Origin of the sequence: Streptomyces sp. NPDC006197 (genome assembly GCF_040613865.1) — a bacterium.
Classification (GTDB): Bacteria; Actinomycetota; Actinomycetes; order Streptomycetales; family Streptomycetaceae; genus Streptomyces.
This window is the reverse complement of sequence record NZ_JBEXSZ010000142.1, coordinates 1-21,105: the sequence shown is the minus strand read 5'-3', so window position 1 is coordinate 21,105 and position 21,105 is coordinate 1. Positions and strand designations below refer to the sequence as shown.

Annotated in this window: 16 protein-coding genes and 1 pseudogene; 9 read left to right on the top strand and 8 right to left on the bottom strand. The window is 70.8% G+C overall.

Features of this window, described 5'->3' with window-relative positions:
• Positions 1-145 precede the first annotated feature (145 nt).
• The 4 genes from ABZ318_RS31990 (at position 146) to ABZ318_RS31975 (ending at position 4,728) form a co-directional block, all read left to right on the top strand.
• Complete coding sequence (locus tag ABZ318_RS31990; protein WP_356905936.1) at positions 146-2,692, top strand: sensor histidine kinase KdpD; 2,547 nt, start codon at positions 146-148, stop codon at positions 2,690-2,692.
• A gap of 128 nt (positions 2,693-2,820) precedes the next feature.
• Complete coding sequence (locus tag ABZ318_RS31985) at positions 2,821-3,507, top strand: response regulator (RefSeq protein WP_356905935.1); 687 nt, start codon at positions 2,821-2,823, stop codon at positions 3,505-3,507.
• Positions 3,508-3,576: 69 nt separating this feature from the next.
• The gene (locus tag ABZ318_RS31980) at positions 3,577-3,975 is read left to right on the top strand and encodes an OB-fold nucleic acid binding domain-containing protein (protein WP_356905934.1); all 399 of its coding nucleotides are present in this window, start codon (positions 3,577-3,579) and stop codon (positions 3,973-3,975) included.
• A gap of 3 nt (positions 3,976-3,978) precedes the next feature.
• Positions 3,979-4,728 carry a DUF3159 domain-containing protein gene (locus tag ABZ318_RS31975; protein WP_356905933.1) on the top strand — a complete coding sequence of 250 codons (750 nt, stop codon included), beginning with the start codon at positions 3,979-3,981 and terminating at the stop codon, positions 4,726-4,728.
• 67 nt (positions 4,729-4,795) lie between these two features.
• On the opposite strand, the gene ABZ318_RS31970 is transcribed toward ABZ318_RS31975, so the two are convergent.
• Positions 4,796-5,476, bottom strand: coding sequence for a TrkA family potassium uptake protein (locus ABZ318_RS31970; protein ID WP_356905932.1), 681 nt, complete (start codon positions 5,474-5,476; stop codon positions 4,796-4,798).
• Positions 5,476-6,144: a TrkA family potassium uptake protein gene (locus tag ABZ318_RS31965; protein ID WP_356905931.1), complete on the bottom strand. Its 669-nt coding sequence runs from the start codon at positions 6,142-6,144 to the stop codon at positions 5,476-5,478. Before ABZ318_RS31965 ends, ABZ318_RS31970 begins: the two co-directional genes overlap by 1 nt.
• A 234-nt stretch (positions 6,145-6,378) precedes the next feature.
• Between ABZ318_RS31965 and ABZ318_RS31960 the strand changes: the two genes are divergently transcribed.
• The 3 genes and pseudogenes from ABZ318_RS31960 to ABZ318_RS31950 form a co-directional block, all read left to right on the top strand.
• Entirely contained in the window at positions 6,379-8,430 is a 2,052-nt protein-coding gene (locus ABZ318_RS31960; protein ID WP_356905930.1) for an APC family permease, read from the top strand.
• An 86-nt stretch (positions 8,431-8,516) separates the two neighbouring features.
• Positions 8,517-9,845, top strand: a complete 1,329-nt coding sequence (locus ABZ318_RS31955) for a TRAM domain-containing protein (protein WP_356905929.1) — start codon at positions 8,517-8,519, stop codon at positions 9,843-9,845.
• Positions 9,846-10,824: 979 nt separating this feature from the next.
• A pseudogene (locus ABZ318_RS31950) lies at positions 10,825-11,334 on the top strand (transposase); the annotation flags it as partial.
• A gap of 184 nt (positions 11,335-11,518) precedes the next feature.
• Here ABZ318_RS31950 and ABZ318_RS31945 read toward each other — a convergent pair.
• Both ABZ318_RS31945 and ABZ318_RS31940 read right to left on the bottom strand, forming a co-directional pair.
• Entirely contained in the window at positions 11,519-12,529 is a 1,011-nt protein-coding gene (locus ABZ318_RS31945; protein ID WP_356905937.1) for a quinone oxidoreductase, read from the bottom strand.
• Between the two features lie 121 nt (positions 12,530-12,650).
• A complete protein-coding gene (locus tag ABZ318_RS31940) occupies positions 12,651-13,217 on the bottom strand; it encodes an alkaline phosphatase PhoX (protein ID WP_356905928.1) in 567 nt (188 codons plus the stop codon).
• 421 nt (positions 13,218-13,638) lie between these two features.
• Here ABZ318_RS31940 and ABZ318_RS31935 point away from each other — a divergent pair, with 421 nt between their 5' ends.
• Positions 13,639-14,172 carry a hypothetical protein gene (locus tag ABZ318_RS31935; protein ID WP_356905927.1) on the top strand — a complete coding sequence of 178 codons (534 nt, stop codon included), beginning with the start codon at positions 13,639-13,641 and terminating at the stop codon, positions 14,170-14,172.
• A gap of 99 nt (positions 14,173-14,271) precedes the next feature.
• On the opposite strand, the gene ABZ318_RS31930 is transcribed toward ABZ318_RS31935, so the two are convergent.
• The 4 genes from ABZ318_RS31930 to ABZ318_RS31915 all read right to left on the bottom strand — a co-directional run bounded on the left by ABZ318_RS31930 (position 14,272) and on the right by ABZ318_RS31915 (position 17,952).
• Positions 14,272-15,150, bottom strand: coding sequence for a haloalkane dehalogenase (locus tag ABZ318_RS31930; protein WP_356905926.1), 879 nt, complete (start codon positions 15,148-15,150; stop codon positions 14,272-14,274).
• Positions 15,151-15,184: 34 nt separating this feature from the next.
• Positions 15,185-16,321 (bottom strand): alpha/beta hydrolase, encoded by a 1,137-nt coding sequence (locus ABZ318_RS31925; protein WP_356905925.1) that lies wholly within the window; start codon positions 16,319-16,321, stop codon positions 15,185-15,187.
• Between the two features lie 84 nt (positions 16,322-16,405).
• On the bottom strand, positions 16,406-17,383 hold the full coding sequence (locus tag ABZ318_RS31920) for a GNAT family N-acetyltransferase (protein ID WP_356905924.1): 978 nt from the start codon (positions 17,381-17,383) through the stop codon (positions 16,406-16,408).
• The gene (locus ABZ318_RS31915) at positions 17,377-17,952 is read right to left on the bottom strand and encodes a carboxymuconolactone decarboxylase family protein (RefSeq protein WP_356905923.1); all 576 of its coding nucleotides are present in this window, start codon (positions 17,950-17,952) and stop codon (positions 17,377-17,379) included. Before ABZ318_RS31915 ends, ABZ318_RS31920 begins: the two co-directional genes overlap by 7 nt.
• 48 nt (positions 17,953-18,000) lie before the next feature.
• On the opposite strand from ABZ318_RS31915, the gene ABZ318_RS31910 reads away from it, so the two are divergent.
• Positions 18,001-20,907: a tetratricopeptide repeat protein gene (locus ABZ318_RS31910; protein WP_356905922.1), complete on the top strand. Its 2,907-nt coding sequence runs from the start codon at positions 18,001-18,003 to the stop codon at positions 20,905-20,907.
• The last annotated feature ends 198 nt before the right edge of the window (positions 20,908-21,105 follow it).

Below are 21,105 nucleotides of genomic sequence, written 5' to 3'. Positions count from 1 at the left end.
GACGGCGGTGTCGCGGTCGAACTCGTACGTCCCGACGGAGGTCGGCTCGGTGCTCGTGCTCATGTTTCCGACGGTACCGCAGGTAGCTACTAAGCACGTCTCCCCGCACACCGGATGTCCGATCGGCTGGACGTATGGTCGAGCCATGGGACGCGGCAAGCTTCGGATCTACCTCGGCGCTGCGCCGGGCGTCGGCAAGACCTACGCGATGCTCGCCGAGGGCCGCCGCCGGGTGGAGCGCGGCACGGACTGCGTGGCGGCGTTCGTGGAGCACCACGGGCGGCCGCGCACGGAGGCCATGCTGCACGGTCTGGAAGAGGTCCCGCGCCGAGCCCTGGAGCACCGGGGGGCGGCCTTCACGGAGATGGACGTCGACGCCGTCCTCGCCCGCCGTCCCGCCGTCGCCCTCGTCGACGAGCTCGCCCACACGAACGTGCCGGGCTCCCGCAACCCCAAGCGGTGGCAGGACGTCGCCGAACTCCTCGCGGCCGGCATCGACGTCGTGTCGACCGTCAACATCCAGCACCTGGAGTCCCTCGGCGACGTCGTCGAGGCGATCACCGGGGTACGGCAGGGGGAGACCGTCCCCGACGAGGTGGTGCGCCGGGCCGACCAGATCGAGCTGGTCGACATGGACCCGAAGGCGCTGCGGCGGCGGATGGCCCACGGCAACGTCTACACCTCGGACAAGGTCGACGCGGCCCTCTCCAACTACTTCCGCCCCGGCAACCTCACGGCCCTGCGCGAGCTGGCCCTGCTCTGGACCGCCGACCGGGTCGACGAGTACCTCCGGCAGTACCGGGGCGAGCACGACATCCGCTCCACCTGGCAGGCCCGGGAGCGCATCGTCGTCGGTCTGACCGGCGGCCCCGAGGGCCGCACCCTCATACGACGCGCCACCCGGCTCGCCGAGAAGGGCGCCGGCGGCGAGGTCCTCGCCGTCTACATCGCCCGCAGCGACGGCCTCACCGCCGCCTCCCCGAAGGAACTGGCCGTCCAGCGCACCCTCGTCGAGGACCTCGGCGGCACCTTCCACCACGTCATCGGCGACGACATCCCCTCGGCGCTCCTGGAATTCGCCCGCGGGGTCAACGCCACCCAGATCGTCCTCGGCTCCAGCCGCCGCCGGACCTGGCAGTACGTGCTCGGCCCCGGCGTCGGCCAGACCGTGGCCCGCGACTCCGGGCCCGACCTCGACGTCCACATCGTCACCCACGGCGAGGTCGCCAAGGGCCGGGGCCTGCCCGTCGCGCGCGGAGCCCGCCTCGGCCGCTCCCGGATCCTCGGCGGCTGGCTCGTCGGCGTCGCGGGCCCGGTCGCCCTGGCCCTGCTCCTCACGCACGTCGACGCCGACCTCGGGCTCGCCAACGACATGCTGCTCTTCCTCGCCCTGACCGTGGCCGCCGCGCTGCTCGGCGGGTTCCTGCCGGCGCTCGCCTCGGCCGCCGCCGGCTCCCTCCTCCTCAACTGGTTCTTCACCCCGCCGGTCCACCGCCTGACCGTCGCCGACCCCCTGAACATCGTCGCCATCGCCGTCTTCTTCGGCGTCGCGATGTCGGTCGCCTCCGTGGTGGACCTGGCCGCCCGGCGCACCCACCAGGCCGCCCGGCTGCGCGCCGAGTCCGAGGTGCTCTCCTACCTGGCCGGCAGCGTGCTGCGCGGGGAGACGAGCCTGGACGCCCTCCTGGAACGGGTCCGCGAGACCTTCTCCATGGAGTCGGTGGCCCTCCTGGAGCGCGCGGACGAGGTCGAGCCGTGGACCCGGGCCGCGAGCGTCGGCCCCCACCCCGCGGCCCGGCCGGAGGACGCGGACGTGGACATGCCCGTCGGCGACCACCTGGCGCTCGCCCTGACCGGCCGGGTACTGCCCGCCGAGGACCGGCGGGTGCTCGGCGCCTTCGCCGCCCAGGCCGCGGTCGTCCTCGACCGGCAGCGGCTCGTCGGCGAGGCGGAGGAGGCCCGGAAGCTGGCCGAGGGCAACAAGATCCGCACCTCCCTGCTCGCCGCCGTCAGCCACGACCTGCGGACCCCGCTCGCGAGCATCAAGGCCTCCGTCTCCTCCCTCCGCTCCGACGACGTCGAATGGTCCGAGCAGGACCGGGCCGAGCTCCTGGAGGGCATCGAGGCCGGCGCCGACCGCCTCGACCACCTCGTGGGCAACCTCCTCGACATGTCCCGCCTCCGCACCGGCACCGTCACCCCCCTGATCCGCGCCGTCGACCTCGACGAGGTCGTCCCCATGGCCCTCGTGGGAGTGCCGGACGGCAGCGCCGAGCTCGACATCCCCGAGACGCTGCCCATGGTCGAGGTCGACAAGGGCCTCCTGGAGCGGGCCGTCGCCAACATCGTGGAGAACGCCGTGAAGTACAGCCCCGAGGACGTGCCCGTCGCGGTCGCCGCCAGCGCCCTGGGGGACCGGGTCGAGCTGCGGGTCGTGGACCGCGGCCCCGGCGTCCCCGACGAGGCCAAGGAGGGCATCTTCGAGCCCTTCCAGCGCCTCGGCGACGCCCCGCGCGGCTCCGGCGTCGGCCTCGGCCTTGCGGTCGCCCGCGGCTTCGCCGAGGCCATGGGCGGGACGCTCGGCGCCGAGGACACCCCCGGCGGAGGCCTCACCATGGTGCTCACCCTGCGTGCCGCGCCGGGCGGGCCCCGGACCCCGGCCGCCGCCCGCCCGGCCCACGCCGTGACCTGACCCGCGGGCCCACGGCCCCGACCGCCGGGCCCACGGCCCGACCCGGCCCGGCCGCCAGCCCCGCGCACCCGCCCGTACCCCCTCCGTATCCACATCCACCGACACGAAGAAGAAGGCAGGCCCCCTCCATGACCCGGGTCCTCGTGGTCGACGACGAACCGCAGATCGTCCGCGCCCTGGTGATCAACCTGAAGGCGCGGAAGTACGAGGTCGACGCCGCGCCCGACGGCGCCACCGCCCTCCGGCTCGCCGCCGAACGCCGACCCGACGTCGTCGTCCTCGACCTCGGACTGCCCGACATGGACGGCGTCGACGTGATCAAGGACCTGCGCGGCTGGACGCGGGTGCCGATCCTGGTCCTGTCCGCCCGGCAGACCTCCGACGAGAAGGTCGAGGCGCTCGACGCGGGCGCCGACGACTACGTCACCAAGCCCTTCGGCATGGACGAGCTGCTCGCCCGGCTGCGCGCGGCCGTGCGCCGCGCCGAACCGGTCGGCGGCGCCGAGGACGGGAGCGCCGTGGTCGAGACCGAGGGCTTCACCGTCGACCTGGCCGCCAAGAAGGTGCACCGCGACGGGCGCGACGTCCGGCTCACCCCCACCGAGTGGCACCTCCTGGAGGTCCTCGTCCGCAACGCCGGCCGGCTCGTCAGCCAGAAGCAACTGCTCCAGGAGGTCTGGGGACCCTCGTACGGCACGGAGACCAACTACCTCCGGGTCTACATGGCTCAGCTCCGCCGCAAGCTGGAGACCGACCCCTCGCACCCGCGCCACTTCGTCACCGAGCCGGGCATGGGGTACCGCTTCGAACGCTGAAACGGGAGCCGTACGGGCGGGTGGTCCGGGGCCGCTTCCGGTGACAGCGGCGGCCGGTACGCTTTCTGTATGAGTGCTGCACCGCGTACAGAGAAGCCGGTCGGAAGGTTCCGCCGGATGCTCGACCGGCTCTCCTCCTCCCCGGAGGACCTGGAGTCGGAGGAGCTCCAGGAGGACGCCGAGGCCTCGGGGTGCACACGTATCTCCGACTGCTCCGACCGGCAGATAGTCAAGGTGACTGGTACCTTGCGCACGGTCACGCTGCGTCCCCGGGCCGGTGTGCCCGCGCTGGAGGCCGAGCTCTTCGACGGCACGGCACCGCTCGACGTCGTGTGGCTCGGCCGGCGCTCCATCGTGGGCATCGAACCGGGCCGCAAGCTGATCGCCTCCGGCCGGATCTCCATGAGCCACGGCCGGCGGGTCCTCTTCAACCCCAAATACGAGCTCCGACCGCTCGGACAGGAGTAGCCGGTGACGTCCCTCGACAAGCCGACCGCGGACCGGTCGACCCCGGACCAGGACGCCCAGGCGGACAAGGCCGTGACCGAGGCCGCGCTCTTCGAGGCCTTCGGCGGCCTGCGGGGCATGATCGAGACGGTCCTGCCCGGCCTGCTGTTCGTCACGATCTTCACGATCAACAAGAACCTGCACGTCTCGGCCATCGCCGCCCTCGCGGTCTCGCTGGTCCTGGTGGCCGTCCGGCTGATCCGCCGGGACACCGTCAAGCACGCCTTCAGCGGCGTCTTCGGCGTCGCCTTCGGCGTGGTCTTCGCGATGATGACGGGCAACGCCAAGGACTTCTACCTGCCGGGCATGCTCTACACCCTGGGCCTCGCCCTGGCGTACATCGTCACCGCGCTCGCCGGAGTGCCCCTGATCGGCCTGATCCTCGGCCCGGTCTTCAAGGAGAACCTCTCCTGGCGCACCCGCAACCCGGGCCGCAAGAAGGCCTACACCAAGGCCAGCTGGGCCTGGGGCCTGATCCTGCTCGGCAAGTGCGCGATCCTCTTCCCGATGTACTGGTGGGCCGACACCACCAAGTTCGGCTGGGTGCTCATCGCCCTCAAGATCCCGCCGTTCCTGCTCGCGGTCTACCTCACCTGGGTGTTCCTCGCGAAGGCCCCGGCGCCGATCGACGTCTTCGCCGAGATGGAGGCCGAGGAGCGCGCCGAGAAGGAGCGCAAGGCGGCCGCCGCCGCGCAGCGCCACCCGGAGGCCTGAGAAGCGGTACGCGAAAGGGCCCGGACCTGTCCGTCAGGTCCGGGCCCTTCCGTACGCACTCAGGAGGTCAGGACTCCGACCCGGCCTCGCGGCGGACCTGGAGGAGGTCCTCCAGCTGCTCCTCGCGGGCCTGCGCGGCCACGAACAGCAGCTCGTCGCCGGCCTCCAGGGTCTCCTCCGGGCCCGGCGTCAGCACCCGCGAACCGCGGATGATCGTCACCAGCGAGGTGTCCTGCGGCCAGGCGACCTCGCCGACCTGCGTACCGGCCACCGCCGACTCCGGCGGCAGCGTCAGCTCGACCAGGTTGGCGTCGCCGTGGCTGAAGCGGAGCAGCCGGACCAGGTCGCCGACGCTCACCGCCTCCTCGACCAGGGCCGACATCAGTCGCGGCGTCGAGACGGCCACGTCCACGCCCCAGGCCTCGTTGAACAGCCACTCGTTCTTCGGGTTGTTCACCCGGGCGACCACGCGCGGCACGCCGTACTCGGTCTTGGCGAGCAGCGAGACGACCAGGTTCACCTTGTCGTCACCGGTCGCCGCGATCACCACGTTGCAGCGCTGCAGCGCGGCCTCGTCCAGCGAGGTGATCTCGCAGGCGTCGGCGAGCAGCCACTCCGCCTGCGGCACCCGCTCCACCGAGATGGCGGTCGGCGCCTTGTCGACCAGCAGGACCTCGTGCCCGTTCTCCAGGAGCTCGCCCGCGATGGAACGGCCCACCGCACCCGCGCCCGCAATAGCGACACGCATCAGTGACCGCCCTCCTCGGGACCCTCGGCGAAGGCCGCCTCGACCTTCGCGATCTCGTCCGTACGCATCATCACGTGCACCAGGTCACCTTCCTGGAGCACCGTCTGCGAGGTCGGCAGAATCGCTTCGCCCAGTCGGGTGAGGAAGGCGACGCGGACGCCGGTCTCCTCCTGGAGCCGGCTCACCTTGTGACCGATCCACGCCGGGGAGGTGTGCACCTCGGCGAGCTGCACGCCACCGCTCGGGTCTCGCCACAGCGGCTCCGCGCCCGAGGGCAGCAGCCGGCGGAGCATCTGGTCGGCGGTCCAGCGGACCGTCGCGACCGTCGGGATGCCGAGGCGCTGGTAGACCTCGGCGCGGCGCGGGTCGTAGATGCGCGCCGCCACGTTCTCGATGCCGAACATCTCGCGCGCGACCCGCGCCGCGATGATGTTGGAGTTGTCGCCGCTGCTCACCGCGGCGAAGGCACCGGCCTCCTCGATCCCGGCCTCGCGCAGCGTGTCCTGGTCGAAGCCCACGCCCGTGACCCGCCGACCGCCGAAGCCCGAGCCCAGACGGCGGAAAGCCGTCGGGTCCTGGTCCACGACCGCGACGGTGTGCCCCTGCTGTTCGAGGGTCTGCGCGAGAGCGGCTCCCACTCGCCCGCAGCCCATGATGACGACGTGCACGTCCCCTTACCCCGCACTCCTGATCGCCCTGCTGACCTGCGAATACACCCTGCTCACAACTTTCCTCGCCCGATCGGCCCGGGCCGTGGCGGGCGACGCCCTGACGGGTCGCCCGGTCCGAGCTTAAGCGGCAACGCTGGCGGGGACCGCACCGGAGGTGGTAGTCAGGGAGATTCGGTGCGGAACGGGGGTGCCGGTGCGCGTGGCTCTTTTCGAACGCTTACGATCCTCTCCGTGTCCAAACTGACCGACGTGCCCAAACGGATCCTGATCGGGCGGGCCCTGCGCAGCGACAAGCTGGGAGAGACCCTTCTCCCGAAGCGGATCGCCCTCCCCGTCTTCGCCTCCGACCCGCTGTCCTCGGTGGCGTACGCCCCCGGCGAGGTGCTGCTCGTCCTCTCCGTCGCCGGCCTGTCGGCCTACCACTTCAGCCCGTGGATCGCGCTCGCGGTCGTCGTCCTGATGTTCACGGTGGTCGCGTCGTACCGGCAGAACGTGCACGCGTACCCGAGCGGCGGCGGCGACTACGAGGTCGCCACCACCAACCTCGGGCCGAAGGCCGGACTCACCGTCGCGAGCGCCCTGCTCGTCGACTACGTCCTGACCGTCGCCGTGTCGATCGCCTCGGGCATCGAGAACCTCGGCTCCGCCGTGCCGTTCGTCGTCGAGCACAAGGTCGCCTCGGCGGTCGCCGTGATCGTGCTGCTCACCCTGATGAACCTGCGGGGCGTGAAGGAGTCCGGCGGCCTCTTCGCCATCCCGACGTACGTCTTCGTCTTCGGCGTCTTCGTCATGATCGCCTGGGGTGCCTGGCGCGGCCTCGTCCTCGACGACACGATGCGCGCCCCGACCGCCGGTTTCGAGATCAAGGCCGAGCACCAGGGCCTGGCCGGATTCGCCCTGGTCTTCCTGCTGCTGCGGGCCTTCTCCTCCGGCTGTGCGGCGCTCACCGGCGTCGAGGCCATCTCCAACGGCGTGCCCGCCTTCCGCAAGCCCAAGTCGAAGAACGCGGCCACCACGCTCGCGCTCATGGGCGGCCTGGCCGTCACCATGTTCTGCGGCATCATCTTCCTGGCCATGGCCACCGACGTCCGGATGGCCGAGAACCCGGCCACCGACCTGCTGAACGGCGGCAAGCCGCTCGGCGCGAGCTACGTCCAGGACCCGGTCATCTCGCAGGTCGCCGCCGCCGTCTTCGGCGACGGAACGTTCTTCTTCGTCCTGCTGGCCGCGGCCACCGCGCTCGTCCTCTTCCTGGCCGCCAACACCGCGTACAACGGCTTCCCGCTCCTCGGCTCGATCCTCGCCCAGGACCGCTACCTGCCGCGCCAGCTGCACACCCGCGGCGACCGCCTCGCCTTCTCCAACGGCATCGTGCTCCTCGCCGGCGCCGCCGCCCTCCTCGTCTGGGTCTACGGAGCCGACTCCACCCGGTTGATCCAGCTCTACATCGTCGGCGTCTTCGTCTCCTTCACGCTCAGCCAGATCGGCATGGTCCGGCACTGGAACCGGCACCTGAAGACGGAGCGCGACCCGGCCAAGCGCCGCCACATGATCCGCTCCCGCGCGATCAACGCCTTCGGCGGCTTCTTCACCGGCCTCGTCCTCGTCGTCGTCCTCGCCACCAAGTTCACCCACGGCGCCTGGGTCGCCCTGCTCGGCATGGTGATCTTCTACGGGACGATGACCGCGATCCGTCGGCACTACGACTCCGTGGCCGGCGAGATCGCCGCCGCCGAGGAACGCCCCGACGAGTACGTCCGCCCCTCCCGCGTCCGCTCGGTCGTCCTCGTCTCCAAGCTCCACAAGCCGACCCTGCGCGCCCTGGCCTACGCCAAGCTGCTGCACGCCAGCGAGCTGGAGGCGCTCACCGTGAACGTCGACCCCACCGAGACCAAGGCGCTCAAGGAGGAGTGGGAGCGGCGCGGCATCAACGTACCGCTCAAGATCCTCGACTCGCCGTACCGCGAGATCACCCGGCCGGTCATCGAGTACGTGAAGAACATCCGCCGGGAGAGCCCGCGCGACGCCGTCTCCGTCTACATCCCCGAGTACGTCGTCGGCCACTGGTACGAGCACCTGCTCCACAACCAGAGCGCTCTCCGCCTCAAGGGCCGGCTGCTCTTCACCCCCGGCGTGATGGTCACCTCCGTCCCGTACCAGCTCCAGTCCTCCGAGGCCGCGAAGAAGCGGGCCGGGAAGCGCCAGGAGTGGAACGCGCCGGGCTCCGTCCGCCGCGGCCCGGTGGAGAAGCGCCAGAAGGAACCCGTCGCAAAGAACGACTGAGAAACAGCAACTAGACTGGTGGGCTGCCGTCGGACCGTGGTCCGAGCGGCAGCCCACCTTCTTCTTCCCCCCTGGAGTCCCCGGTCATGCAGAACACCCCTGTTACGTCGCTGGTCGGGGCAGAGTACGAGGTAGAGGTCGGCCCGGTCGCCCACGGCGGCCACTGCATCGCCCGTACGGAAGCCGGCCGGGTCCTCTTCGTCCGTCACGCCCTGCCCGGCGAGCGCGTCCGGGTGCGGGTCACCGAGGGCGAGGAGACCTCCCGCTTCCTGCGCGCCGACGCGATCGAGATCCTGGACGCCTCCAAGGACCGCGTCGAGGCCCCCTGCCCCTTCGCCGGGCCCGGTAAGTGCGGCGGCTGCGACTGGCAGCACGCCAAGCCCGGCGCCCAGCGCCGCCTGAAGGGCGAGGTCATCGCGGAACAGCTCCAGCGCCTGGCCGGGCTCACCCCGGAGGAGGCCGGCTGGGACGGCACCGTCATGCCCGCCGAGGGCGACAAGCTCCCCGCGGGCGAGGTCCCGCAGTGGCGCACCCGCGTCCAGTACGCCGTCGACGCCGAGGGCCACGCGGGCCTGCGCAAGCACCGCTCCCACGAGGTCGAGATCATCGACCACTGCATGATCGCCGCCGAGGGCGTCTCGGAACTCGGCATCGAGAAGCGCGACTGGCAGGGCATGGCCGCCGTCGAGGCCATCGCGGCTTCCGGCTCGAACGACCGCCAGGTCATCCTCACCCCCCGCCCGGGCGCCCGTCTCCCGCTCGTCGAGCTGGACAAGCCGGTCTCCGTGATGCGCGTCGACGAGAAGGACGGCGGCGTCCACCGCGTCCACGGCCGCGCCTTCGTCCGCGAGCGCGCCGACGACCGCACCTACCGCGTCGGCAGCGGCGGCTTCTGGCAGGTCCACCCGAAGGCCGCGCAGACCCTGATGCTCGCCGTCATGCAGGGCCTCACCCCCCGCAAGGGCGAGACGGCCCTCGACCTCTACTGCGGCGTCGGCCTCTTCGCGGGCGCCCTCGCCGACCGCGTCGGCGACCAGGGCGCGGTCCTCGGCATCGAGTCCGGCAAGCGCGCGGTCGAGGACGCCCGCCACAACCTGGCCGGCTTCCCGCGCGTCCGCATCGAACAGGGCAAGGTCGAGTCGGTCCTCCCGCGCACCGGCATCACCGAAGTCGACCTCATCGTCCTGGACCCGCCCCGCGCGGGCGCCGGCAAGCAGACGGTCCACCACCTGGCCGGCCTGGGCGCCCGCCGCATCGCCTACGTGGCCTGCGACCCGGCGGCCCTGGCCCGAGACCTCGCCTACTTCGCCGAACGCGGCTACAAGGTCCGGACCCTGCGGGCGTTCGACCTGTTCCCGATGACGCACCACGTGGAGTGCGTGGCGATTCTGGAGCCTGCTGAGAAGGGCCGCTGACCTGCTGTTTCTCCAAGTGTGCGTTATGGGCGTTACGTGCGTTGGGTGCGATATCTTGACGCATGTCTGACGCATGTCTGACGCACGTGACGCACGTTTGACGCACGGACGGCATAGTTCCTGATGGGGCGTCATGCTCGGTTCAAGCCTGCCAGGCGGGGCGCTCGCTCACGTGGGGGTGGCCCACGGGATGGGACGGTGGGACCGGCTGCTGAGCGGTTGGCCGGCCCACTTCCTCGCTTCTAGGCCGTGACGTTCTGTGATGCTGTGGCGGGTGTCGGACGGATGTCGTGTTCGGGACTGTGGGTGCTCCCGTGTCTCAGGAAGGCATGCCGGCCGGCGCCTCGCCGCACTCGAACCCGTCGGAGAAGGAGCCCGCTTGCCCGCAGGACCGGGCCCCCGCCCCTGAGTCTGTTCAGGGCCGTGGTTGACGGGCTCCCCTACGTCCAGGCTGGACGGGTGCGAGCGCCGCGGCCGGATCTCGTTTCCCCGTCCCCAGGGCAGGAAAAGGGCTAGCGACGCCAGCATGTGGCCCAGGCCAGGAAGGATGTGCGGCAGGTCCTCGGGCCGGGCCTTCTTCATCACGGCACGCACGATGATCGCGGCCACGGTGAACAGCATGGCTATGACCGCCAGAGCGGTCAGCAGGACGTAGGCAGGCACAGAAGCAAGATCCATCTGTTGGATGAGCACCATTACTGGTGTGGTCTCCATGGTTCAGGTTCCGGCGATCGGAACAGCCAAGTGCGTGGCACCCATGAGACTCGTCGGCAACAGGGTCCTGCGAGTCGGGCGACCAGACCCGAAAAAGCCCGGACAGGACCGGCAGAAGACCTCGTTCGAGCGTACGGCGCAGGACCGCGCCGAACAGGCCATCGTTCGGCAGAATTCGGCGATGGTCGGCGAAGTTCGCAGACGGGCTTCTAGGCTGGAACTCCGCCGAGGGGGGAACGAGTGGCCGATCAGACCGATGACCAACGACCATCTCGGGCCGAAACTGGCGCTGCAGCCCCGTAAGCGGTTCGTGAAGGGCGCGGTGCTGATCGTGGACGGCGCCTTGGTGCCGACCCGCGACCACAAGATGGCCGGGCAGTCGAAGAACTACCGTTACTCCACCAACCACCAGGTCGTCATCGAAGCCGGCACCCGCATGGTCGTCGTGGTCGGCCGGTCGCTGCCGGGCAACCGCCACGACTGCCGGGCGTGGGCCGAGTCCGGCGCCATGGCCGCCGTCGGCAAGACCACCACGATCGCCGACGGCGGCTACCCGGGCACCGGGCTGGTCATGCCGCACCGCCGCCGCAAGGGCGAGGAACTGCCCGACTGGAAACAGGCCCACAACAAGTCCCACAAGCAGGTGCGCGCCCGCGTCGAGCACAGCTTCGCCCGCATGAAGACTTACAAGATCCTGCGTGACTGCCGCCTGCGCGGCGACGGCGTCCACCACGCCATGCTCGGCATCGCCCGCCTGCACACCCTCAACCTCGCGGATAGGCGAGCAGACCGAACCTCAGCCGACCACATCCCCACCAGCCCCAAGATCATCTACGGAAAAGCCTTTAGAAGCGGAAACTCCTTCTCTGGCAGGCGCCCACGCGTTGAGCGGGCCATCGTGACGGCACCCCAGCACGGAACCCAGGTATCCCCGCCGTGTCACCCAGCGGAACCCTGTATCAGCTGCGCGTCCCCTCGCGGTATCCAATAACCGCTGCATCCGGTACGACGAGCAGCTTGCCGGTGGTACGCCGAGCCTCCAGATCGCTGTGGGCCTGGGCGGCCTCGGACAATGCGTAGCGGCCCGTCACGGTGACCTCAAGCGCCTTGGAGCGCACCCACTCGAACACATCGGCGGCCCGTCGGAGCAGTTCGGACCGATCGGCGATGAAGTCCCCGAGGCTGGGCCGGATCAGGGTCAGCGAACCGCCGTGGGCGAGCCGAATCGGATCGAACGGCGGCACGGCACCACTTGCCGCGCCGAAGAGGACGAGATGGCCGCGGGTTCGCAGGCTGGCGAGGCTCGCGTCGAAGGTGTGCGCGCCGACGCCGTCGAAGACGACCGGCAGTCCCTGACCGCCGTTGAGCCGTCTCACCTCGGCTGCGAGATCGTCGACCGCGGAGGAGAGGATCACCTCGGCGGCCCCGGCACGCTTGGCCAGCTCGGCCTTCGCCGTGGTCGACGTCGTGCCGATCACCCTGCCGCCGAGATGGGTGATGAGCTGGGTCAGAAGCAGCCCCATGCCACCGGCGGCCGCATGCACGAGCACCGTGTCGCCCGTCTGGACCGGGTAGGCGTCCTTGACGAGATAGTGCGCGGTCATGCCTTGGAGGAGCACGGCGGCGGCTGTCTCGAAGCCGATGTCGTCGGGCAGCGGCACCAGCCGGGAGGAGTCCACGACGGCCCGCTCGGCATACGTGCCGGGAATCTCCACCCAACCGACCCGGTCCCCGACCGCGACGTCGGCGACGCCGGGCCCCACTTCGACGACCGTGCCGGCACCCTCGGAGCCCGGCGTGAAGGGCAGCGGGAGGCTGTACCGGCCCTCGCGGTGGTAGACGTCGAGGAAGTTGACCCCGGATGCGGCGACCTCCACGACCGCCTCGCCCGGACCCGGCCGCGGCTGGTCCACCTCGGCCACCCGCAGCACCTCGGGACCGCCCACTTCGTACACCTGAATCGCTCGCATGACCCTCCGATGATCGGCTCGTCCCCCCACCAACCCCGTTGATGGCGATCCGATTCCCGGCATACAGATCAACGGCCGCCGGCGCCACACGCCACGACCAAGGTTCGCACAGCAAGATCACTTACGGGACAGCCCTTACCGACCGTTTCAGAATGATCGCGAGAGCCGCCGCAGGCAGATGATCGACGCGTGTCAGGGCCGCGCCGCCGTCCCGGTGGAGCAGCGTGGCGTCCGTGGCCTCGTGGTTGACGACGAGCGTCCCGAGCCGGCTGCCCCGGGGGCCGTCGTCGTACGGGAAGAAGTGCAGACCGCTGTGGTGCGAGCCGATCTGGCGGGCCTGGTCCGCGGAGCTGTTGCCGCCGTCGACCAGCCAGGCGGGGCCGCCGGAGTGCAGGGGCCGGCCCCACGGCGCCAGGACCTGCACCGAGTGGCCGGCCGGCACGGTCACCGCGTCCGTGGTCGCGGGGGGCACCGCGGCGAAGCCGAGGAGACCCTTCGGCTCCCGGTCGGCGGGTGCGGGCGGCGCGACGGTGGCTGCCTGGGCGGTGGGGGTGCCGAAGCCGAGGAACGCCACGAGTGCGGCCGTACCGCCGGCCACGACCTGACGCCTCGAGAGCGAGGAGGCCACGACCTCCTCGAACGGCGGGGTTGCCACCGACTCGGGGTGGGGAGGAACCAGATCCGACATGTGTGTGCCACCAAAGGGGGAAAGGCCGGCCGTTGCGCCGCCGCGGCCGGGGAGCCGAAGGATGGGCGGGCCCCGGCTGCATCGGCAGCCGGGGCCCGCGGTACCGAACCTAGGGCGGGTCGCCCCCCGTTCCGTCCGTCCAGCCGTCCCGGGGCGTCCCGAACAGCGTCCCGGGACGGCGTTCGCGGGTGACCCGGCGAGCTCGCGGGGCGGTTTGGGCGGTGCGGGCGCGGCACCGACCTTCCTCACCGGTACCCGTGGGTCAGGCAGGGGAGTGCCGGGCCGGCCGCAGGTGTGGACGCGGCGGCAGCTGACGGACGGCATACGGTGGCGGACCCCGACCGGTGCTCCCTGGCGGGGCGTGCCGGAGCCCTCCCACCGGCGGCGCTGTTCGCCGGCCACCCCCAGGGCGGCCGGCAGCATGAAACGCGACCTGCGGCACAACGACATAGGCGGCTTCATCACCCGCGCCCGCAAGCTCGACGTTCGCCCGTTCAGTGACCAGGGTGAGGACGCGGCCGGCAGCGGCCAGGTCTTCGGCGGGGATGTCACCCCAGACCCGGGCAGTGATGGGGGCGGTTTCGGCCCCGATGGCAGTGAGCAGTTCGCGTGCGGTGTCCGTGGGACGGAGGTGCGCGCCGTCCCGGGTGAGCAGCCGGCGGGACAGCAGTTGGCCGAGTACGGCGCGGATGGTGGCGGAGTCGGTCTTGAGGGAGTCGCGGATCTGGGCGCTGAGGTCCTGGGCTGTCTGCGGGGCGTTGGCGGTGATGGCGGCGCGCAGGGCAATCTGCTGGGTGAAGGTGATGCCGTACCGAAACAGGACGTGCTCCCTTCCGTGTTGTTCTCGTTCGGTGGACTCCCCACGCCCCCACTCGGCTACCCCGGCCATACCCCGCACGGGATCACCCTCGAATCAGGTCGGTGGATTCGGGCTCAGGCCGCCCGATTCCGCTGAGTATCCCGGGTTGAGTGGGCTTGCCGGCGAGGGGGAACCGTCTGGGGTTCGGGCGCCTGCCGGGATACTGGGCCAGGACGGGCGCGGGCGGCAGGTCCGCTACCTGAGCAAGCCGGTCCGGTCGAGCCATCGGGCGATCGCCGTGCCGATCGCCGCTGGCTGGTCCTCGGTGGCGTGATGACCGGCTGGTCCGATGTGCTCGGTCTCCAGCGCGGTCATGTTGCCGGCGCACCATGCGGCTACGGCCGAGGTGATCAGCAGGGTAGGGGAGCCCTCGAAGGTCAGCAGCAGCTTCGGCACCTCAGGGCTGGAGGCCAGCCACTTGCCGTACGCGGTGACCCGCTCGTGTACGTCGGCCGGTTCGCCGTCGAGCGGCAGGGAGCGAGCCCAGCGCAGGACGGGGCGGCGGCTTTCGCGGGTCGGGTACGGGGCAAGGTACGGTGCCGTCTCCTCGTCGTTCAGCGGGCGGAGGACGCCGCCCGTGAACGCCGTCTCGATGAAGAAGTTGCTGTCGAGGATCAGTTCCTCACCCTTGGCCGAGCGCATGGCCTCGGCGCGGGTGCGCGGGCCATCGCCCAGCTCGGCCCATGACATCGGCCGGACGATCGTCTCGAAAAACGCGATACCCCTGACCCGGTTCGGGTAGCGCGCGGCGAAGTCGAACGCGAGCGAGCCGCCCCAGTCGTGGCCGACCAGGATCACCTCGGCCAGCCCGAGCGCGGTGAGCCAGGCTTCGAGATAGGTGGCGTGGTCGGCAAAGGAGTACTCGATATCGGGCTTGCCCGAGCTGCCCATGCCGATCAGGTCGGGGGCCAGCAGCCGGGCGCCGCTGGTCACGGCCGGGAGCACCTTGCGCCAGGAGTGCGAAGAGGATGGGTTGCCGTGCAGGAACACGATGGGCGTCGGGGCGGCGGTGTCAGGGTCGCCGGGGATGTCGATGTAGTGGATGGCGGAGTCGAGTACGTCGATGGCTGGCATCGGAGTCCCTTTCATGGGCTGTTCGCGGAGCGGGTCAGAGCTGCAAGCCGGTCCTTGCAACCCTCGCTCCGTGTGAGTTCGTTCCGTACCGCAGCGTGGTGGTGGCCGTTGGGCCGACAAGTGGCCGAACCTTGGTGAGCATCAGCTCCAGGAACGTGTCCGGGTGTCGAAACGCGGCCCAGTGACTCGCGTCGTCGATCAGGGCGAAGTCCTTGACCGGGGCGGTGACGTCGTCGAAGAACACCCGGACGCCCTCGGGCGGGGTGATCACGTCGTGGGCGCCCTGGAAGATGAAGAACGGGACCTGGAATGTCGTGCCCTCGGCCCATTCGTCGACCGAGACCGCCTCGGGCGCGAGTTGCTCCGAGAAGTCCATGGCCTTGATGAAGCTGCGTACCTCGCGGAGGGTGTGCAGGGGCGAGGACAGCAGTGAGCCGAGGACGACCCGCTTGAAGGTGTCGAGGGTCCGGGGGTCGGAGCCCACGGTGTGCTTGTTGAACTGCGAGTAGTGTTCGATCGTCCACACCGATCGGTCCGGGCCCATCGTGGTGACGGCGGCCAGTTCCTTGCGCTTGCCGGCCCGGGGCAGCCGGTCCACCAGCGCTTCGTAGGCAGTGCGGTTGCGTCCGCCGCCACTGATGTTCTGATCGGTGCCGACGTAGGCGGAGATCAGCTCGGGCCGGCTGCGGGCGAGCCGGAGCCCGACGAGCGAGCCGAAGGAGCACCCGACCAAGACGACCTCGGCCACGCCGAGCCGGGCCCGCACGTGCTCGATGACTTCCGCCGCGTCCCGCTCCAGCTGCCGCAGGCTCATCTCGCCCTGGCCGGCGGGGCCGCCGTGCGCGAAGGTCTTGCCGGAGCCGCGCATGTCCCAGCGCACGACAGTGAAGTGGCGTTCCCACTCGCGGGTCCGCGAGTGGTACGGGAGATTGGACGCACCCGGGCCACCGTGTAGCTCCACGAGTATCGGGTTGCGTCTGTCGTCGCCTCGAATCGACAGCCACTGATCGATGCCCCCGATCGGGGTGAAGCCCGACTCGTCGATGCCGTTGGGGCTGGTGATCCGGATCCGTCGGGAATGGATGAGACGGCGGTACTGCCGGTAGCCCGTCGCACCGATGAGGGGCGCGGTGGCGCCGGCTGCGGTGGTGATGAGGATGGTGCTCAACACGAGGTCGGTTCTCCTGGGTCAGGTGCGGGGAGTGGGCGGCCCTTCGGCTGTGGAAGGCGCGAGTCGCCCGGGGTTCGGATGTGGTCAGTCGCTGGTCAGGTCGAACTGGTATTCGTGGGTGCGTCGGTGGGCGCGGTAGCCCAGCCGCTGGTTGACGGCGAGCATGTGGGTGTTGTCCTGGGCGTTGTCGGTCTCGATCTCCCGGACATCGGGGTGCCGGGCACGCAGCCCTCGTACCATGGCGGCCTTGAGCCACAGGCCAAGGCCGTGGCCGCGGTGGGCGGGGACGACGGCGGTGTCGTACTGCGCGGCCCGTCGGGTTTCGCCGGCCCGGATCACGACCTCGGTGTACCCGGCCATCTCGCCGCCGCGGAGCGCCGCGGTCGTCAGCAGCGTGTCCCCCCGGTCGGCCAGCACCTGTGCCATCGCGCGCACCCGGTCGGCGGTCCAGTCCTGGTGGCCGTAGTCGAGGTCGCCGGTGGGCATGTCGTTCATCGCGTTCTTGGCCGTGGCGAAGGCGTCGGCAAGCTCGTCGGGGACGGTGCCCGCCCAGCTGGTCAGCTCGTAGCCGGGGTGCGCGGCGTCCGCGGCGGTGTCGTCGGCCCGCGCGACGTCGAGCAGGAGGTGGTTCAGCGTCAGCACCCGCCGGAAGCCGCGGGCAGCGCAGAAGGCATCGCCCGGACCGCCGTCGGCCGCGCTGGTGATCAGGCTGCGCCGGTGCTCCGCCTCCGCCGCGAGCCGGGCCGCGGCCAGCAGACGCGAGCCGAGGCCGGAGCGCCGGTGTTCCGGGTGGACGTGCAGCTCCAGCTCGGCCAGGTGATCCTGGCCGGCCGAGGTGAACAGTCGCAGTCCGGCCACGCCGATCACTGCGCCGTCGGGCCCGGTGGCCAGCCAAGCCAGCCGGCGGCTGTCCAGCCCGGCTGCGGTGAGCCGGGCGTGGACCTGCTGGGGCGTGGGTCGTGGCTCGTCGGGCAGGTCCGTGGCGAGTGCGGCGACGATCACCGCGTGCCAGGCCGCGGCCTGCTCCGCCGACAGGTGAGGGATCGGGGCAATGCTTAGCATCGGGTACTCCTGAAGGGATCTTCTTGGTCGGTGTGCCGGACGAGCGGCCAGTCGATGTCGACGCGGGCCGCCGTGGCGAGGTAGGTGGTGAGCACGTTGAGTGCCACATGGGCGACGATCTCGACGATCTGCCCGTCGGACAGGCCGGCGTGCCGGGCCATGGCCAGCTGATCGTCGGACACCGCCCCGTGGCGGCGGACGACGGCGGTGGTCAGCGCGAGGGCGGCGGCGGCCCACGGATCTGCGGTCTCGCCCGCTCTCGCGCGGGTGACCTCGGCCACGGAGAGCCCTGCCAGGTTTATGCCGCGGAACGAGTGCGCGGACAGGCAGTAGTCGGACTTGTGCTCCTGAGCGACCAGCAGGGCGATCCGCTCGGCCACACCCGTCGGCAGCGTTCCCTCGGCGCCCAGAATATTGACATTCGCTAGATATCCCTTCAAAACGGCCGGGTTGTTGGCCATCACCTTGGCCAGGTTGGGTACGACCCCCAGAGCCCGGTGCGTGGCGGTGAGCAGTTGCGCGGTCTCACCGCCGGCGATCTCCGGGTCGATGCTCGGAAGCACTTGCATGCCAAGAATCCTGCCGGTGGATCTTGATAGGTTTCCGATGCGTTCTCGATGCGAGCGCTGGCGGCTCTGGGGGGTAGCGGCATGCGGTTCACGATTCTCGGCCCTGTGGAGGTCTCGGCCACCAGAGCGCAGTCGCCGCGACTGGCGCCCCGGCACCGGGCGGTGCTCGCCTACCTGCTGCTGCACGCCGGGGTGGTGATCAGCACCGATCGGCTGATCGACGCGATGTGGGGACCGCTGCCGCCGGACTCGGCTCGCGCGCAGATCCAGACCACGATCGCCGCGATCCGGCGGATGCTGCGCGTGTCGGGGGCCGACCAGATGCTGACCACGCATCCCGCCGGGTACAAGATCACTCCCGAGCCCGGCCAGCTCGACCTGGAGGAGTTCACCAGCCTGACGGCCGCGACCCGGGCCGCGGGCGATCAGCGGGCCACCGCGGACCAGCTCCGCGCGGCCCTGTCGCTGTGGCGGGGCGAGCCCCTGGCCGACATCACCGCCGACTATGTCCAAGGCGCCCGGGCACGGCTCCACGGGCAGCGGTTGACCGTCATCGAACGCCTCGCCGACCTGGAGCTGTCCCTCGGCCACTCTGCAAACCTCGTCGACGAGCTGACCGTCCACGTGGCGGCCAACCCGACGCGGGAACGGTTGTGTGGTCAGCTGATGCGCGCCTTGCACCGCGCGGGACGCCAACCGGACGCACTCCAGGTGGCGAGGACCTTCCGGGCGAGCCTGGCCGAACAGCAGGGCCTTGACCCCGGCCACGCGTTCACGACGCTCGAACAGGCCATCCTGCGCGACGACCCCGGCCTGCGGCCCCCAGAGGCCACGCCCGCGCCGGCAACACGGATGAACTTCCTGCCCATCGACCTCCCCGACTTCACCGGGCGCGAAGAGGAGCTTGACCGGCTCACCCACTCATGGGCCGGCGGGGTCGTGGCGATCTCGGCGATCGACGGCATGGCCGGGATCGGCAAAACGGCCCTCGCGGTGCACGCCGGCCACCGGCTCGCTGACCGATTCCCCGACGGGCAGCTCTTCGTCGACCTCCAGGCGCATACCGCTGGCCTGGACCCGCTCGACGCCTCGGCCGCGCTGGAGATCCTCTTGAGCCAGCTCGGCGTACCCGCAGAGCGCATACCGGCGTCGCTCGCTGACCGCGCGGCGCTGTGGCGGGCCGAACTGTCCGGTCGCCGGGTGCTGGCCGTGCTGGACAACGCTCTGAGCGCCGATCACGTCCGGCCATTGCTGGCCGGCACGACGACCGCCCTTATCGTGATCACCAGCCGTCGGCGGCTGACCGACCTCGATGGCGCGCATGCCGTGTCCATGGACGTGCTGCCCGCCGCCGAGGCCGTCGAGTTGTTCACGACGATCGTTGGCGAACGGGCGGTCGCGGAGCCGGTCGCGGTCCTCGACGTGCTCCAGCTGTGCGGCTTCCTGCCGCTGGCCGTGCGCATCGCCGCCGCCCGCCTGCACCACCGTCCCCGCTGGACCGTCGAGTACCTGGCCGGCCGACTCCGCGACCAGCGCCGCAGACTGTCCGAACTGGCCACGATGGAACGAGGGGTCGCGGCCGCGTTCACCCTGTCCTACCAGCAGCTGGATTCCGAGCAGCAGCGCATGTTCCGGCTGCTGGGTCTCCAGCCGGGCCGCGACATCGGCCCCGCCGCCGCCGCCGCGCTGACCGGCCTCCCCCTCCACCGGGCCGAGCAGCTCATGGAGGACCTCCTGGATGCTCACGTCCTGGCCCAGCACCGGCCCGGCCGCTACACCTTCCACGACCTGCTGCGCGAACACGCCCTCACCACCGCGCACGCGCAGGAACCACCGGACGCCCAGCGCGCGGCCCTCGACCGGCTGTTCGACCACTACCTGCACGGCGCCAGCGCGGCTATGGATCACCTCTACCCCGAGGGCAAGAACCGCCGGCCACTCATACCCGAGCCGGACACCGTGACCTCGTCGCCGTGTGACGAGACCGAAGCGGTCGGCTGGCTGGACGCCGAACGCGCGAACCTGATCGCCGTCGGCCATCACACCGCGGGCCACGGCTGGCTCGCCCACACCAGCCACTTGGCGGCCACCCTGCATCGCTACCTGCTCGGCCACGCCCACCAGACCGACGCACTGACCCTGCACGGCCTGGCGCTTGAGGCCAGTCGGCGACGCGGCGACACAGCGGCCGAGGCACGGACACTCCTGGACCTCGGCGAGGTGCGCTACTGGTGGTACAGCGACTACGAGCAGGCGGTCGAGCACTACCAGCATGCCCTGCGGCTGTCCCACGACATCGGCGACCCGGGCGCCCAAGCCCGCGCACTGCAAAACCTCGCGACCTGCCACTGGCGGCAGCGCGAGTACGACCAGTCACGCGGCCACTACCAGCAGTCTCTCGACCTGTTCCGCGCACTCGGCGACCGCGCCGGCGAAGCCCGCAGCCTGACCGGCCTCGGCCTCGTCCATGAACACCACGGACACTACGAAGAAGCTCACGACCACCATCGCCAGGCGCTGCGCATCTATCGCGAGACCGGATCCCGGATCGGCGAGATCGTCGTCCTGAACAACCTCGGGCTCGTGTGTCAGCGGCGGGGCAGCTATGACCAAGCCCGCCGTCATCACGGCGACGCCCTGCGTCTGTGCCGCACCTTCGGCTTCCGCGGCGACGAGGCCGAGTCGCTCAACGGCCTGGCAGAGACCGCCCGTTCCATGGGCGAACTCGCTCAGGCCGTAGATCACCACGAAGCGGCCCTGGCCGTCGCCCGCGAGATCGGCTACCGCCCCGAGCAGACCCGCGCCCACGACGGCCTGGCGCGCACCCACCGCGACCTCGGCCAAGTCGACCACGCCCGCCACCACGCCCAACAGGCCCTCGACCTGTACACCACCCTGGACGCCCCCGAAGCCGAGGAGATCCACGGCTTCCTCCGCGATCTCCCTCAGCAATAGCGCATCCCGCCCGTTGCGGATGAGGCTGCTGCCGAGGCCGTGTACCTCACCGCCCGTCAACTCCTCGGGAGCGAGCACAGGCCGTCGTACCGCACGGCGCAGGCCTAAGAGGTCCTAACAAAGGCGTTGGACGTGTCGGTGGGTGATCAGGCAGGTGGCGAGGCCGAGGAAGGCCTCGTGGATGTCGTCTCGTCGCTC